Source organism: Rhodomicrobium lacus (genome assembly GCF_003992725.1).
Lineage (GTDB): Bacteria > Pseudomonadota > Alphaproteobacteria > Rhizobiales > Rhodomicrobiaceae > Rhodomicrobium > Rhodomicrobium lacus.
In genome coordinates this window covers 1,586,752-1,602,154 of record NZ_RZNF01000012.1, presented here as the reverse complement: position 1 = coordinate 1,602,154, position 15,403 = coordinate 1,586,752, and the positions used below count along the sequence as shown (strand labels likewise).

The following is a 15,403-nucleotide window of genomic DNA, read 5'->3' as shown; positions in this document are numbered from 1 at the left end:
GCGATGACCGATTTTTCGTCCAAGTGGCTGGTCGAGACGGACTGGCTTGCAGAGCGGCTCGGCGCGCCGGGCCTTGTCGTGGTCGACGCCGGTCTGACCATGCCCGCCGATGCGCGCCCGGCGAGCGAAATCTATCATGACGCGCACATACCCGGAGCGCTCTATTTCGACATCGAGGCGCTGTCCGACACCAACTCGCCCTATCCGCACATGCTGCCGTCCCCGGAAAAGTTCGCATCGCGTATGCGCAAGGCTGGCATCGGCGACGGAATGAAAGTGGTCGTCTACGATTCGAAGGGCCTGTTCAGCGCCCCGCGCGGCTGGTGGATGTTCCGCGTCATGGGCCATGAAGATGTGGTGGTGCTGAATGGCGGGCTGAAAAAATGGCTCGCGGAAGAACGTCCCGTAGAAGCGGGCGCGCCCGCCGCGCGGTCCGAACGGCATTTCACGGCCCGCAAGAACAGCGAACTCGTGCGCGAAATCGGCGACATGATCCGTATCGTGGAAGGTGGCCGCACGCAGATCGCCGATGCGCGCTCGAAGCCCCGCTTCGAGGGGGCGGAGGTGGAGCTTCGTCCGGTGGCGCGGCTCGGCCATATGCCGGGGGCCCGGAATGTGCCGTATGGCTCGCTGATCGCGCCGGACGGCACGCTGAAGCCCGCGGCGGAGTTGCGCGCGGCATTCGAGGCGGCGGGCATCCATCCGGAAAAGCCGGTCATCACCACATGCGGGTCGGGCGTGACGGCGTGCATTCTGGCGCTCGCGCTTGCCGTCACGGGCAACGAGCACGCCGCAGTTTACGACGGCTCATGGGCGGAATGGAGCGAGGTGCCGCAAGCGCCTGTCACGACAGGTCCGGCCTGATCGGAGAGCGCAAGCGACCGGTCATTTGGGGGAACGGGCCGCTCGGCGGCACCGTCCCGTTGGCATCACCGCGTCGCCGCTCAGGCGGCGTGGCGCTCGTTCCATGACAGGCCGACACGGCCGTAATAGAAGCCGTTCACATACGGCACCGGATCGGTGAGCGGACGAAGCTTCGTCTCGGCTTCCGCTGGCGCGAGCTTGCCGTCGAGCGTGTCGCGGAACAGGCGCGCGACTTCAACCATATCGATGGCCTGCGGCGAGAGGCGGAAATGCGTCACGCCCATCGAGCGCAGCGCGTCCAGCTCGTGCAGCAGCACACCATAGCCGTTCGACATGGTGGAGGTGCCGTTGATGGTAAGAATATCGTCGCCGGTCACGGTCGTGGCGTTGAGGCCGTTCGGATCGAGGCCGCAAACGAACTGGCACGAATCCTTGGTGAGGCCATTCGCGCGCGCATGATAGCAGCGCATGGCGATCGAAAGCGTCTGCTTGCCGAAAACCAGCACCTCGGTCTCAAGCTTGCCGGCATTGTCGGCCAGAACCTTGATCGACGTCGCGGGCGCTTCCACGGGAAGCACGACGCGGAAAGCGCCATTCTTCGCCACGAAGTCGCGCGCGCCCTCGTTGAAGACATTGATGAACGGCCCTATGACGTGCGGGCGCCCATGCAGCGCTTCGAGACAGGCGACGTCGTTCGCTTCCACGATAAGGTCTGCGTCGGCGGCCTCGCGGATCGCCTTGACCTCGCGCGGCTGCGTGACGAGCGCCAGCGTCGACAGCACCACTTCCTTGCCTGCGGATTTCAGCCGGTCGATGACTTCCGGGAGATGATCCTGAAAGAACGGCTCGCGCTTCGAGCAGATCACTTCGCCGACATAGACGGTGTCGACCGGCATCTCGTCGGCGGCGCGGAAATAGAAATCGCGGCGCGCTTCCGGAGTCCAATGATGAAGGAGCGGCCCAAGCGTCAGCCCGGCCCGGTTTGCATTCTGGTTTGACATCAGCGCCAGCCCTTCTTGTACGCGCCGAACGTCTGACGGCCGCCCTCGGACAGTTCGCTGAGATCGTCGGTCGAGCGCGTCTCGCCCGTTTCCACCGCGTCGAGCGCCTTGCGGAACGCGCTCACCACCTCGGCCACGTAGGCCTTGCTTCTCTGTCGGCCTTCGATCTTCAGAGCGGTCACACCGGCCTTCTTCAGTTCCGGGAGAATGTCGAGCGCGTTCAGCGCAATCGGCTCCTCGAAGATATAGCCCGCCTTGCCGCAGGCCACGTAGCGCGCCTTGCAGGGCGTCGGATAGGCGGCGCCTTCGCCCTTGGCCACGCGGTTCAGCACGACATCGCCGAGGCAGGACAGCACGAAGTCGCCGTCTTCCTTGTAGGTGACGTGGCTCGCGGGCGCGCAAGCCCCTTCGCTCGTCGGCGAAAGACCGGTCATGTAGGAGGACAGGAAGCACCGGCCTTCGGACATCGGCCCCACGGAGCCGTAGCCGAACACCTCGATTTCCATGCCCGTTTCCTTCGCCACATGCGCGACCTCGTCGACGGAGAGGATGCGCGGCAGCACCACGCGCTTCACGCCGAACTGATCGCGATAGTAGTTGATGGACAGCGGGTTCGCGGCGGAGGCCTGCACGGACAGATGGCGGCGCAGGTTCGGATGCTTGTTCGCCGCGTAGTCGAGCACGCCGATGTCGGCGAGGATGACGGCATCCGCGCCTGCCATGGCGGCGTTGTCGATGGCGTCCTTCCACGACTTCATCTCGCCGGCGGGCGGGAACGTGTTGATGGCGACCAGCACCTTCGCGCCCTTGGAGTGCGCATAGGCCACGCCCTCGACCATCTCGTCGACGTCGAAATTCAGGCCGGGATAGTTGCGCGCGTTCGTCCGGTCGGCGAAGCCGCAATAGACGGCGTCCGCACCAGCTTCGATAGCCGCCCTGAGGGCAGCCGGATTGCCGGCCGGGCTGAGAAGTTCAAGGGAGTGTTGTGTCATGAGTGTGCCACGTCCTGGCTCGCACCTTTCGCGAGCTTCTCCCGCACTTCGAGCTTGGCGATGCGGGTCTGGAGCGTCTTGATTTCGGCCTTGAGAGCGTCACGTTCGTTGGCCCAGGCCGGCGCCGAGGCATCGACCGCCTTTTCTTCGCGAAGCGAGTCGATGAACTCGGCTGCACGATGGCGCGCGGCTTCCCGCACGCGGCCAAGCGTGGTCAGCGCGCGCTCGGCGGGCTTCTGAAGCGGGCCGAACATCGAGGTGACGTCAGCGAACAGGTCAATTTCCTCGCGGTCGAGCGTGTTGCGCAGCGCGACCACGGCAGCCGTGTCGCCCGCGATGACCAGCCCGCGCGTGAAGAACAGTGCGTCGCCATCGATGCGCCCCTGAAGCAGGTTCAGGAGAACGTCGATGTTGCCCTTGATGCATGCGTCGCCCGGCGTTTCATCGCGCGGATCGAGGAGACGAACGAACGCCCTCTCGTCGCCGCCGAATTTCAGCGCGAAGCGGTGCGGGAGATCCGACGGCTCGACGTGGATCACAGTGGGCTTCAGCCGCGCCAGATTCTTGAACAGGCGCGGGTGTTGGCGCTCCATCTTGCGCAGGAGCGCGTCTATAGCGCGCGCCAGCACGAAGGGCGGCGCGACGGTCATGGCGCCACGAACGAGGGGCGCCGGCAAATTCGATGGCTTCATGGGGCGGATGATGAGTAAAGATCGATCTACGGTCAAGCCGAAACGCGGCGCGTCATCTGGAAGCGGGGGTGGCATTTTGTCGACCACATTCCGCAAAATAGATGGCCGGGAGATCCCGGCCATCCTGAGACGCGCTTTATGCAGCCGGTTGCTCATCCGGCGGATGCGGCGTCTGCCGCTCGTAGGCCGAGCCGAGAAGCCGCTTCTTCACCCGTTCGCGCACCGACTGGAACACCACATACAACATCGGAATGATGAGGATGCCGATGAAGCTCGCCGCCAGCATGCCCGCGAAGACGGGGGTGCCCACGTCGCGACGTGTGATCATGGCGGCACCCGTCGCCACCACGAGCGGATAAAGCCCGAGGATGAAGGCAATGGATGTCATCATCACCGCGCGGAACCTGGTGCGCGCGCCGCGCACGGCGGATTCCAGAATCGGCACGCCCTTGTCGTGCTCCTCTTTCGCGAACTCCACGATCAGGATCGCATTCTTTGCCGCGAGTGCGATGAGCACCACGAGACCGATCTGTGCGTAAAGATCGAGAGTCAGTCCCGCCAGCAGAATCCCCGCCATCGCGCCGAGGATCGCGACCGTGATCGAGAGGATCACCGATATCGGGATCGACCAGCTTTCGTAGAGACCGACGAGGAACAGGTAAGCGAATAACAGTGCCAGCGCGAGAATGACGCCCGTCTGACCCGAAGCCTCATGTTCCTGATATGCCGTGCCGGTCCACTCGTAGGAGAACCCGTTCGGCAGCGTCTTCTTCGAGATCTCGTCCATCGCTTGTAGAGCGGTGCCAGACGAGACGCCCGGCGCCGGGCTCCCCGAGATCGAGACCGAGCGATAGTTGTTATAGCGCGAAATGACCTGCGGGCCGACCACGATGCGCGCCGAGGCGATGGCCTGCAGCGGCACCACGGTGCCCCTGTTGTTGCGGATATATATCCGCCAGAGCGACTCGATGTCGGTGCGGTTTTCGGCGATGCCCTGGATGTTAACCTGCCATGTTCGGCCGAACATGTTGAAGTCGTTCACGTAGTAGCCGCCGAGCGTCGACTGCAACGCCGTGAAGATATCGGAGATGTTGATGCCGAGCGTTTGGGCCTTGTCGCGGTCGATATCGAGAAAGATCGACGGGTTCGACGCCGTGAAGGTCGAGAACACGCGGAACAGACGCGGGTCCTGATTGGCGGCCATCAGGAGTCCGCCCATCACGCTGCCGATCTTCGCCGGGTCCTGTCCTTCAAGCGCTTCGAGCTGGTATTCGAATCCGCCGCTTGTCGACAGGCCGATGATCGGCGGCACGTTGAACGCGAAGATGTTCGCCGTCCGGATGCTCTGCGTCATGCCGAACGTTCGACCGATGAGCGCCTGAACGGAGTGCTCCGGGCCGGGCCGGTCCGCGAACGGCTTCAGTCGAACCACCATGAAGGCTGCATTCGAGGCCGCGCTCTGATCGAGGAAGGAATAGCCGATCACCGAGAAGGTCTGATAGACCTCCGGCTGCTTCAGCATCATGCCTTCGACCTGCTTCGTCACTTCCGTCGTTCGGGACACCGAAGCGCCGTTCGGAAGCTGGATCACGATGAAGTAGGCGCCCTGATCTTCCTCCGGCAGGAAGCCCGTCGGTATCTTCAGGGAAAGCAGATAGGCCCCCGCTCCGAATCCACCCACGAGGAGCAATGACACGAGAGCGAGACGGACCAGCCGTCGCACCACCCACGCATAGGAATCGCGGGTGTCGTCGATGCGTCTCATGACCCAGCCCATGACGCCCTTTTTCTCCGCGGGCCTCAGGAATACGCGGCAGAGAGCGGGCGACAGCGTCAGCGCGACAACCGCCGAAATCAGCATGGCAATGGAGATCGTCACCGCGAACTGCCGGAAGAGCTGACCCGTAATGCCAGGCAGGAACGCGACCGGGACGAACACCGACAGAAGCACAAGCGTGATCGCAAAGATCGGCCCCGTGATCTGGTTCATCGCCTTTTTTGTGGCTTCCGCTGGCGTGAGATGTGGGTCTTCCTCCATCACGCGTTCGACGTTCTCCACCACGACGATGGCGTCGTCCACCACAATGCCGATGGCGAGCACCAGTGCGAGAAGAGATATCGTATTGGCCGAATAGCCCAGAAGCAGCAGCACCGCGAAGGTGCCGATGAGGCTAACCGGCACCGCGATGGCCGGAATGATCGTCGCCTTGAGATTCCCCAGGAACAGGAAGACGACGATCACCACGAGGACGAACGCCTCGATGATCGTCTTTATGACTTCATGGATCGTGTCCGAGATGAAGGTCGTGGAATCGAAGACGACGAGGTAGTTCAGCCCCTGTGGGAAGCGGGGCTTCAGCTTCTCCATCGTGGCATTCACGCGGGCGGCCGTAGCCACGGCGTTCGCACCGGGGGCGAGATAGATGCCCATCGCCACGGCAGGCTTGCCGCTGAGGCGGCTATCGGAGTCTTCGTTCTGCGCGCCGAGTTGCACCTGCGCGACATCGCGGACGCGGAGAACCGATCCATCAGGGTTGGCGCGGAGGATGATCTCGCCGAACTGCTCGGGCGTGGACAGGCGACCCTGCGTTTGCAGGTTCATCTGGAATTGCTGGTCCGGGCTTATCGGCCTCGATCCGATGCGCCCGATCGGAGCCTGAAGATTCTGCGCCTGGATGGCCCGGATCACGTCCGACGGCATGAGATTGAGGCTCACCAGCCGTTCGATGTCGAACCAGATGCGCATCGAATAGTTGAGCTTGCCGAAGAGCGACGCCTGACCGACGCCCGGCGTCCGTGCGATCTCGTCCAGCACGTTGATCGTTGCATAGTTCGTGATGAAGAGCGGATCCTGCTCGCCCGTCTCGCTGTAGAGCATCATGAACTGAAGCACGGCGGACGAGCGCTTGCGCGTGATCACGCCCTGCCGCGTCACGATCTCCGGCAATTGCGATTGCGCGGACTGAACGCGGTTCGTCACGTTCACGGTGTTGATGTCGGGGTTCGTGCCAAGCTCGAACGTGACCGTGAGCGTGTAGGTGCCGTCGTTCGCGCTGTTGGATTTCATGTACAGCATCTTGTCGACGCCGATCATCTGCGCTTCGAGCGGCTGCGCGACGCTCGTCTCGACCACTTCAGCCGACGCACCCGGATAGTTCGCCGTGACCTGCACCTGCGGCGGCACGATATCGGGGAATTGCGAAACGGGGAGATTGAGGAGGCCGAGAACGCCCGCGATCGTTATCACGATCGACAAAACGATCGCGAGGCGCGGCCTGTCGATGAAGACCGAAGAAATCATGGATCACCGTTTCCCGTCTTCGGGCTTGTTCGTTGCCGGAACTGCGGCGGCGGGTTGCGCCGCGCCGGGCTGAGGCGCCGGCGGTCCGGGCAGAACCGGCTGGCCCGGTTTCACGCGCTGCAATCCCTCGATGACGATGTTCTCGCCCTTGGACAGACCTTTCAGCACGAAAGCTGTCGCGCCCGTCGTCTGTCCGAGTTCGATGCGGCGCAGCTCGGCCTTGTTATCGGCGCCGATCACAAAGACGTAATCGCCCTGCTGGTCGGTCAGAACCGCGGCGCGCGGCACCGCAATGGCCCGAACGGGCTGCACACCTTCAAGGATCACACGCACGAACTCGCCATCGGACAACTCGCGGAGCGCGACACCCTTGGTGATGGAGATCTGAGGGTTGGGGATCGTGCCGCGCATGATGATCGTGTCGGTATCGGTCGACACGGTGTTGTCGACGAAGTTGACTTCGCCTTCCTGGCTGTAGATGCGACCGTCGGGCAGTTTGAGCTTGATGCGGACAGCGTCGAAGCCGCCGCGCGTCGCGTACCGCGCCGCCAATTCGTTGACGGCGCGCACCGCCACCGGAAAGACGACATACATTGGATCCTGACTTACGATCGTGGTCAGTGCTGTCGAGCTTGGCGTCACGTAATTGCCCTCGGTTATCGCCGAGCGGCCGATCTTGCCGGAGATCGGTGCGACGATGTCCGTATAGCCGAGATTGATTTCCGCCGTCTGCAACTGCGCCTGTGCGCCGAGCACCTGCGCAGCAAAGCTTCGCTGCTGGGCGAGCGCGCTGTCATAGGCCGATTGCTGGCCGGCGGGACCACCGAGGAGAGACTTGGCGCGGTCGAGCGTCAGCTTCGCGTTTTCAAGCTGCGCCTTGAGCTGATCCACAACCGCGCGCCGTGCATCCACCTCTGCCTTGAAGGGCGGCTGCTCGATGCGATAGAGCGGCTCGCCTTTCTTGACGTCCGACCCTTCCTCGAAGAAGCGCTTTTCGAGAAAGCCAGACACACGCGCAACGATATTCACGCGGTCCGTTGCCTGAATGCGCCCGAGAAATTCATTGGTCTGGGTCAGCGGCTGCTCTTCCACGCGGATCACGCCGACAGCGGGAGGGCCTGCATTCGGAGCCTGAGCCTTCGCACCCTCGGGAGCGGCGAAAGCGGAAACGATGGGGAGAAGCGCCCAGAGCAAACGACGCGTCTTGCGAAGCCGGAAAGTCAAAGCGCCCTCTTCAGATTACGTTGGCGTCAAAATTCAAGTCCGTAGCCTTTCGGCAATACCGCTCGCGAGCGTACCTGCGTCCATCCGCGACCAATTGCCCGAGTGCGGACCTATAATGTCTTTCGAAGCAAGACAACTATCTCTTTGTATCGAACCTTACCGCGTACCGGTGAGTTCTCGGTAAGCATGCCAAGTTGCGTGACCGACAAGAGGAAACGCGATTACGAGACCGAAGAAGAGCGTCACGCACCCCAGCACAACGATTCCGAGGATCAGAGCCGCCCAGAGAAGCATCGCCTCCGGGTTCGTCCTCACGGCTTGCACACTCTGAATAATCGCCGTCACGACATCGACGCGGCGATCAAGAAGCATCGGCACCGAAATCGCCGAGATCGCATAGGCGACGAACGCGAACAGCGCGCCGACAGCCGTGCCGACGACCACGAGGCCGAGTCCGTGCCAGGTGAAGAGGAGCGTAGGGACCAGTGCTTCCGCGGTGGGATAACTGGCAGCGCCGAAAAACAACATGAACATAAGAAACGCCACGCGCATCCAGAAGATGAAGAGAATGAGCAGAGCCACGCCGAAAAGAGCCAGACGCGAGCCGTTTTCGCGGACCGCGACCGAGATATCGGCCCATGACGTCGCTTCTCCGCGCTCGCGCCTGCGGCTGATTTCATAAAGCCCGACGGCAAGCACGGGCCCCAGAAGGAGAAATCCTCCCGCCAGCGGCAGGATCAGCGGGATCGCGCTCGAAAGAGCGAGGCCGAGGATGAACAGCCAGGCGATCCCCGCGAACATCGCGCCATAGACGAGGCTTATCTGCGGCGCGGCTGTCAGATCGCGCCACCCCGCGGCCAGCCAATTCCAGGGTGCATCGAACGGAATACGCACTATGGCGGGAGCGGTGTCTCCGCTTCTGGAAGCCGGTGCGGCATCATCATTTATGGACGTCATCGCGAACTCCCCTTTCAGGCCATTTCATGGCAAAAGATGGGTGCGGCCATTTTTCTCATTTGACACAGGTCAAAGTTCTTCCCCATCAGTCTCACAGGGATAAAATGGTTCCCGAGAACCGCTTTTCGTAGGGAGCCCTCACGAGGGCCGGTCATCTGCTTGGAAATGTGTCTGTCCGTCGACCACGCAAGCCGCTGCACAACGTGCGCAATCAGGCATCGGTCCATATGCGACGCGTTGAGCGCGACCGAAATTCTGAGCCTGAACCGCATAGCCCGCACCCGGATGGTGCCAGCCGGCCAGATGATCCTCGGCGAAGGGCAGACACGGAGCGTCTTTGCGAACATCGTTTCCGGCGTGGTCAAGCTGACGAAGACTCTGGATGACGGCAGGCAGCACATCATCGGCCTGTTGTTCGCGTCAGACTTTCTCGGACGAGCTTTCCGCCCCGAAAATCCCTACTTCGCGGAAGCCGCAACCGACGTGGAGCTTTGCGTTTTTCCGACGGCAGGCTTCGAGCACCTGCTCGCCGAGCACCCCGGCCTTGAGCACAGGCTGTTCCAGTACACGCTCACCGAACTCGACGCCTGTCAGGAATGGATGCTCTTGCTTGCGCGGAAGAAGGCAGAGGAGCGCGTGGCGAGCTTTCTGCTGATGATTGCAAAGCGCGTACCCAACATGGAATGCTCCCGCGCTGAAAGGCTTGAGGAGGTTCATTTCGTTCTGCCGCTGTCGCGCGCCGAGATTTCCGATTGTCTGGGCCTCACCATCGAGACGGTGAGCCGCCAGATCACCCGGCTCAAGACGAAAGGCATCATCGAGCTGGTGAACTATCGCGAAATCCTGATCCCCGATCTCGCGCGTCTCCAGGAAGCCGCCTATGATTTGGGCGGCGGTTCTCCAGCACCAGCCAGACTCTTCGCTCAGAAAGGACGGCGAAGCGCTCTGGCGCGAGACTGAAAGCGAAAGCGGGCTGAATTTGCGCCCTTAAGGCTCGCCCAGCGCTGTTCTCGCCGGCAGCGTGATTTCGCGGGCCACACGAAAGCCGAGCATCGGCGCTCCAATGTCGGCGAATTCCCGCGCGCGGGCCGAGAACCGGGCCGCGTCTCCCCGTGTCGCCCCGCGCACGACGCGATAGGCGCAGTCTCCGCCGGAAGCCGAGAGCCACGCCGTGCCGTCGCCGGGCGCGCGGTCGTAGCTCGGGTGCCAGCAATCCTCAACCCACTCGAAGACGCTGCCGGTGTAGAGCCCCCACGCATTTGCGCTCGTCACGCTCGACCGCTCATAGCGCATGCGGCCGAACGGGCCGCCGCCGCTGAATTCCGCCATCGGATCGAAAGGTGCGCGCGTCGCCTTCTCCGATTGTTCGGAGCCGTCGCGATCCGACGTTGCACGCAGCGCATACTCCCATTCCGCTTCGCTGAGGAGGCGATAGCGCCGCCCCGTGGACTGGCTGAGCCAGTCCACGTAGCCCTTGGCGTCGAACCAGGTAAGGCGCGTCGCCGGAACGGTCGGTCCCACCGCGAGCAACGACGACAAGGTGAGGCGGCACACGCCGGCGTCAACGCAAGCGCGCCAGTTTCCGGCCGAGATCACGCGCTTCGATATCGCGAGCGGCTTCTTCAACACGACGCGATGAGCCGGCGCTTCCTCGGGCCGATAACCCGCACTTTCCGGACGCGCTCCCACGACAGCCTGTCCCGCCGGGATCACGACCATTTCGGGGCAATGAGCGCAATCGGAGAAACTTTCTCGCCGGCCGTTGCCTGGCTCGAACGGCTGTATGACTTCGCGCGCCGGAGAACCGGTCGCAACCTCCAGCGCGAGCGCGGAGGACGGCGACGTTTTCTTCGCGGCGGTTTTCAACCTCTCCGAGGGAGGCGGCGCGGGTTGATCGGGCGCGGATACGCCGTGCGGCTCCGCGGCAGGCTCGGTCGCCAGGCCGGTGCCGGACTTGAAGTCCGGACGTGGCTGCGAATCGGGTCTTCCCTCTGCGACGGGCTTTTCCAGGGAGGCCGTTTGCCGTGTTTTGACCGTTTCCGTCGGCGCGGACGGTATGGAAACCGCTGTCTCCCGTGTGGGCGGTACCGGCTGCACGGTATCGGAAGACGCGGCCTGTGGCGCGTCGGCCTTCGCCTTGTCCGGTGTCGCCTGATCTGCCTGCTGGACGGGCGCCTGCTCGGCGCGCCGCTCGCCCTGCGTCACGGCTTCTCGCATGGGCCTGTCGGTCTTGGCTGACGCAATGCTGAGCGAATCCTGTGATTTCGGAGCGTCCTGCTTCCCGCCCAGAAAGAAAAAGCTGCCGACAATCACGCCCGCCACCACGCCCCCCGCCGCGACGCCCTTGAAGAAGGCGTCCGGTTTCATGCGCGCGCCAAAGCCGGCCAGCTGCCGGCGTTGCGACAATTGTTCGTCATAGGCCGCGCGACGCTCGGGATCTTTCAGCGTTTCGTAGGCTTCCGTGAAGCGGCTGAAATCGAGATCGGATTCCACGCCGGACGCCTGCAGGCTATCGGGGTGATATTTCTTGGCGAGCGCCCGGAAGGCCCGACGGATTTCGACGTCGGTCGCGTTTCTCGCAACGCCGAGAATGCTGTAATAATCGGGCTCACCGTGCATGGCGTGATTGCCTGACCGCCACATTATGATTTTGCACGCCTTCGGGCACCCAGCGCGCTGTTAAAAGTAGGACGCCGTCTAAGGCATTGATGGGGCGCATTTGCGGCAACCCCGGGGCCGTATGAGGGGAATTCATGGGGTCAGTTTCCGACCGAAATTCAAAGTCGTGCCCCTCAACCTCTTGCTTCAGGTCATCTTGCGCGAATGGTCCGGCCGATCCACTTGCCCGCGAAGCAAATGAAGGTCGGCACGACGTCACCATGCCGACCTCGAATGCAAATATTGCCGACGCCCGCATGGCAAGCGAGACCGGACCTTCTCGAATCCCGCCCGGCTTCGCGGCAAAACGATGCGTCTTGCCCGCCGGAAGAGAGGCTAGAACAGCTTGGAAACGGCGATCAGCGCGATCGCAATCAGCAGCGCTTTCGTGGTGCCGAACTGGTTCAGCCAGTCGTAAACAACGGGCACCGTGTAAATGTTGAACGTGGCAAGAGCGATGATCACGGCCACGATTACGCCGACGAGCCAAACCAAATAGCTGAGTTTCATTGTAGTCCCCCAAGTTTTCTACGGCAGGCAGAACGTAGGAATACCAGCCGAAAGCTAAAGAAAGCGCCCCCTGTTTACAAGGGGCATGACGCCACAAATCATCCGTGTGCACCGCTGATCCCGGATCGACGGATGACGCAGCCTGTTCCCGCTTGCGGCGAAGCGCGGCATGAGCGCCGCGCCCCGTTTTCCCGTTCAGATCGCCTTGACGATTTCTTCCGTCATCTTCTTGGCGTCGCCGAAGAGCATCATCGTGTTGTCGCGGTAGAACAGCGTGTTGTCGATGCCTGCATAGCCGGAAGACAATGACCGTTTGATGAACATCACCGTGCCCGCCTTCCACACTTCGAGAACCGGCATGCCGAAGATCGGCGACGAGGGATCTTCCTTCGCCGCAGGGTTCGTCACGTCGTTCGCGCCGATGACGAAGGCGACATCCGCCTGCGCGAATTCCGAGTTGATGTCCTCCAGCTCGAAAACCTCGTCGTACGGTACGTTCGCTTCAGCGAGCAGCACGTTCATGTGGCCCGGCATGCGGCCCGCGACAGGGTGGATCGCATACTTAACCTCGACGCCGGCCTCCTTCAGCTTGTCCGCCATCTCGCGAAGCGCATGCTGCGCCTGCGCGACCGCCATGCCGTAACCCGGCACGATGATGACCTTCGACGAGTTCTTGAGGATGAAGCCCGCATCGTCCGCCGACCCCTGCTTCACAGGGCGCTGTTCCTGCGTTCCGCCCGCCGCCGAGGTTTCGCCGCCGAAGCCGCCGAGGATCACCGAAATGAACGAGCGGTTCATGCCCTTGCACATGATGTAGGACAGGATCGCGCCCGACGAGCCGACCAGCGCGCCCGTAATGATGAGTGCGGTGTTCGACAGCGTGAAGCCGATGCCTGCCGCCGCCCAGCCTGAGTAGGAGTTCAGCATCGAGACGACGACCGGCATGTCCGCGCCGCCGATGGGGACGATCAGGAGTATGCCGAACACGAAGGACGCCACCGCGATGGCCCAGAAGAGCTTCACGTCCTGCGTCTGCACGAAGAGCACGATCATGACGATGATGCCCACCGCAAGCGCGAGGTTGATGAGGTGGCGCGCGGGCAGGAGGATCGGCTTGCCCGACATGTTGCCGTTGAGCTTGGCAAACGCGATGAGCGAACCCGAGAAGGTGATCGCGCCGATGGCGACGCCGAGCGACATTTCGATGAGGCTCTGCGCATAGACCGCGCCGGGCGTGCCTATGCCGAAGGCTTCCGGCGCGTAAAGCGCGGCGGCGGCCACGAACACGGCGGCGAGGCCGACGAGACTGTGGAACGCGGCGACGAGCTGCGGCATGGCGGTCATGGCGATGCGACGCGCGGCGATTGCGCCGATGCCGCCGCCGAGTGCGATGCCGCCCGCGATCAGCGCCCAGCTTTCGGTCGTTTCAGGATGGGCGACGCCGAGCGTGGTGGCAATGGCTATGGCCATGCCGATCATGCCGAAGCTGTTGCCTTGCCGCGAGGTTTCGGGCGAGGAAAGACCACGCAGCGCAAGGATGAACAGCACGCCGGAGGCGAGATAAAGAAGGGCAACCAAATTCGGGTTCATCAACGCTCACCCTTCTTTTCTTTTTTCTTGTACATGGCGAGCATGCGGCTCGTGACGAGGAAGCCGCCGAAGATGTTCACCGAGGCCATCACGAGCGCGAGGAAGCCGAACAGCTTGGCCCAGAAGGTGCCGCCGGTAGAGATCACGTCCGCCGCCTCGACGCCGACCGCGAGCAGCGCGCCGACCACGATCACGGAGGAAATCGCGTTCGTGACCGACATCAGCGGCGTATGCAGTGCGGGCGTCACGCTCCACACCACGTAATAGCCGACGAAGATCGCCATCACGAAGATCGAGAACTCGTAGACGAAGGGCGAAACGCCGTGGCTGCCCTCTGAGGCGGCCCATGCCGCGCCGGGCGCGAGCATCGTCAGCGCCGCAAGGCAAAGCCCCGCGAGCGCCGGGTAAAGCTTCGTTTTCATCAGGCACCTCCCTTGAGGCGCGGATGCACGATCTGGCCGTCCCTGGCGATCAGCGTGCCCGCGATGATTTCGTCGTCCCATTTGATGGCCAGCTTGCCTTCCTTTTTGTCGACCAGCGGTTCGAGGAAGGCATAGAGGTTGCGCGCGTAGAGCGCCGAGGCGTTGCCCGGCACCTGCCCCGCGAGGTTCGTCTGGCCCATGATGGTGACGCCCGCATGCTCGACGATCTGGCCGGGCACTGTGCCTTCCACATTGCCGCCGCGTTCCGCCGCGAGGTCCACGATCACCGAACCGGGCTTCATGCTTTCGACCATTTCGCGCGTGACGAGGCGCGGCGCGGGGCGCCCCGGAATGAGCGCGGTCGTGATGACCACGTCCTGCGCCGCGATGTGGCTTGCGATCAGCGCCGCCTGCTTCTTCTTGTATTCGTCCGACATTTCCTTGGCGTAGCCGCCCGCGGTTTCAGCCGCCTTGAACTCTTCGTCCTCGACCGCGATGAACTTCGCGGCGAGGCTCGCCACCTGCTCCTTCGCGGCGGGGCGAACGTCGGTCGCCGAGATCACCGCGCCCAAGCGGCGCGCAGTGGCGATGGCCTGGAGGCCGGCCACACCCGCGCCCATGACGAAGACGCGCGCGGCCGGAACGGTGCCCGCCGCCGTCATCATCATCGGGAAGGCGCGGCCGAACTGCGCCGCCGCGTCAATCACGGCCTTGTAGCCCGCGAGGTTCGACTGCGACGAAAGCACGTCCATCGACTGCGCGCGCGTGATGCGGGGGATGAACTCCATCGCAAAAGCGGACACGCCCTTCGCCGCGAGTGCATCAAGCTCGTCGCGGGCGCCGAACGGGTCGAGCATGGCGACGACGAGAGCGCCGGGCTTCAGCGCGGCGAGTTCCTCCGCCGACGGGCGGCCGACCTTGAGGAGAACGTCGGCTTCGCGCACAGCTTCCGAAGCGCTTTCGACGATGTCCGCGCCTGCCTCGGCAAACAGCCGGTCCGGCAGGAATGAACGGTCGCCGGCGCCCGCCTGAAACACGACGCGCGCGCCGAGACCTTTGAATTTTTTCGTCGTTTCAGGAGACAAGGCGACCCGCGTTTCGCCCTCTCCCTCCCGGGTTACGGAGATTGTGATCATGAGCCTATTGGAACGTTGGGGCTTCGATTAGGACAGTCGCCGCACCGCAGCGGCAT

General features: G+C 63.2%; 13 protein-coding genes. 2 read left to right on the top strand and 11 right to left on the bottom strand.

The annotated features are described in order from the left end of the window. The first annotated feature begins 3 nt into the window (after positions 1 to 3). The gene (sseA, locus tag EK416_RS16730; RefSeq protein ID WP_127079502.1) at positions 4 to 864 is read left to right on the top strand and encodes a 3-mercaptopyruvate sulfurtransferase; all 861 of its coding nucleotides are present in this window, start codon (positions 4 to 6) and stop codon (positions 862 to 864) included. Between the two features lie 80 nt (positions 865 to 944). Here the strand turns inward: sseA and ubiV are convergent, their stop codons facing one another. The 6 genes from ubiV to EK416_RS16700 form a co-directional block, all read right to left on the bottom strand. Further along, entirely contained in the window at positions 945 to 1,865 is a 921-nt protein-coding gene (gene ubiV, locus EK416_RS16725; protein WP_127079500.1) for a ubiquinone anaerobic biosynthesis protein UbiV, read from the bottom strand. Further along, positions 1,865 to 2,857 carry a ubiquinone anaerobic biosynthesis protein UbiU gene (gene ubiU / locus EK416_RS16720; protein WP_127079498.1) on the bottom strand — a complete coding sequence of 331 codons (993 nt, stop codon included), beginning with the start codon at positions 2,855 to 2,857 and terminating at the stop codon, positions 1,865 to 1,867. The genes ubiV and ubiU overlap by 1 nt, the downstream gene beginning before the upstream one ends. Then, positions 2,854 to 3,507 carry a ubiquinone anaerobic biosynthesis accessory factor UbiT gene (gene ubiT, locus EK416_RS16715; protein ID WP_164730075.1) on the bottom strand — a complete coding sequence of 218 codons (654 nt, stop codon included), beginning with the start codon at positions 3,505 to 3,507 and terminating at the stop codon, positions 2,854 to 2,856. Before ubiT ends, ubiU begins: the two co-directional genes overlap by 4 nt. A gap of 178 nt (positions 3,508 to 3,685) precedes the next feature. After that, positions 3,686 to 6,850 carry an efflux RND transporter permease subunit gene (locus tag EK416_RS16710; RefSeq protein ID WP_127079494.1) on the bottom strand — a complete coding sequence of 1,055 codons (3,165 nt, stop codon included), beginning with the start codon at positions 6,848 to 6,850 and terminating at the stop codon, positions 3,686 to 3,688. Between the two features lie 3 nt (positions 6,851 to 6,853). Continuing rightward, positions 6,854 to 8,074, bottom strand: coding sequence for an efflux RND transporter periplasmic adaptor subunit (locus EK416_RS16705; RefSeq protein WP_127079492.1), 1,221 nt, complete (start codon positions 8,072 to 8,074; stop codon positions 6,854 to 6,856). 156 nt (positions 8,075 to 8,230) lie between these two features. Further along, entirely contained in the window at positions 8,231 to 9,031 is an 801-nt protein-coding gene (locus EK416_RS16700; protein WP_127079490.1) for a DUF2189 domain-containing protein, read from the bottom strand. Positions 9,032 to 9,268: 237 nt separating this feature from the next. Here EK416_RS16700 and EK416_RS16695 point away from each other — a divergent pair, with 237 nt between their 5' ends. Then, positions 9,269 to 9,991, top strand: a complete 723-nt coding sequence (locus EK416_RS16695; protein WP_245434088.1) for a Crp/Fnr family transcriptional regulator — start codon at positions 9,269 to 9,271, stop codon at positions 9,989 to 9,991. Positions 9,992 to 10,018: 27 nt separating this feature from the next. Here the strand turns inward: EK416_RS16695 and EK416_RS16690 are convergent, their stop codons facing one another. The 5 genes from EK416_RS16690 to EK416_RS16675 all read right to left on the bottom strand — a co-directional run bounded on the left by EK416_RS16690 (position 10,019) and on the right by EK416_RS16675 (position 15,347). Beyond that, on the bottom strand, positions 10,019 to 11,650 hold the full coding sequence (locus EK416_RS16690; RefSeq protein ID WP_164730074.1) for an SUMF1/EgtB/PvdO family nonheme iron enzyme: 1,632 nt from the start codon (positions 11,648 to 11,650) through the stop codon (positions 10,019 to 10,021). A gap of 375 nt (positions 11,651 to 12,025) precedes the next feature. Beyond that, positions 12,026 to 12,199, bottom strand: a complete 174-nt coding sequence (locus EK416_RS17790; protein WP_164730073.1) for a hypothetical protein — start codon at positions 12,197 to 12,199, stop codon at positions 12,026 to 12,028. Between the two features lie 195 nt (positions 12,200 to 12,394). Continuing rightward, complete coding sequence (locus EK416_RS16685; protein WP_127079486.1) at positions 12,395 to 13,789, bottom strand: NAD(P)(+) transhydrogenase (Re/Si-specific) subunit beta; 1,395 nt, start codon at positions 13,787 to 13,789, stop codon at positions 12,395 to 12,397. Beyond that, positions 13,789 to 14,211 carry a proton-translocating transhydrogenase family protein gene (locus EK416_RS16680; protein WP_127079484.1) on the bottom strand — a complete coding sequence of 141 codons (423 nt, stop codon included), beginning with the start codon at positions 14,209 to 14,211 and terminating at the stop codon, positions 13,789 to 13,791. The genes EK416_RS16685 and EK416_RS16680 overlap by 1 nt, the downstream gene beginning before the upstream one ends. After that, entirely contained in the window at positions 14,211 to 15,347 is a 1,137-nt protein-coding gene (locus tag EK416_RS16675; RefSeq protein WP_127079482.1) for a Re/Si-specific NAD(P)(+) transhydrogenase subunit alpha, read from the bottom strand. The genes EK416_RS16680 and EK416_RS16675 overlap by 1 nt, the downstream gene beginning before the upstream one ends. Between the last annotated feature and the right edge of the window lie 56 nt (positions 15,348 to 15,403).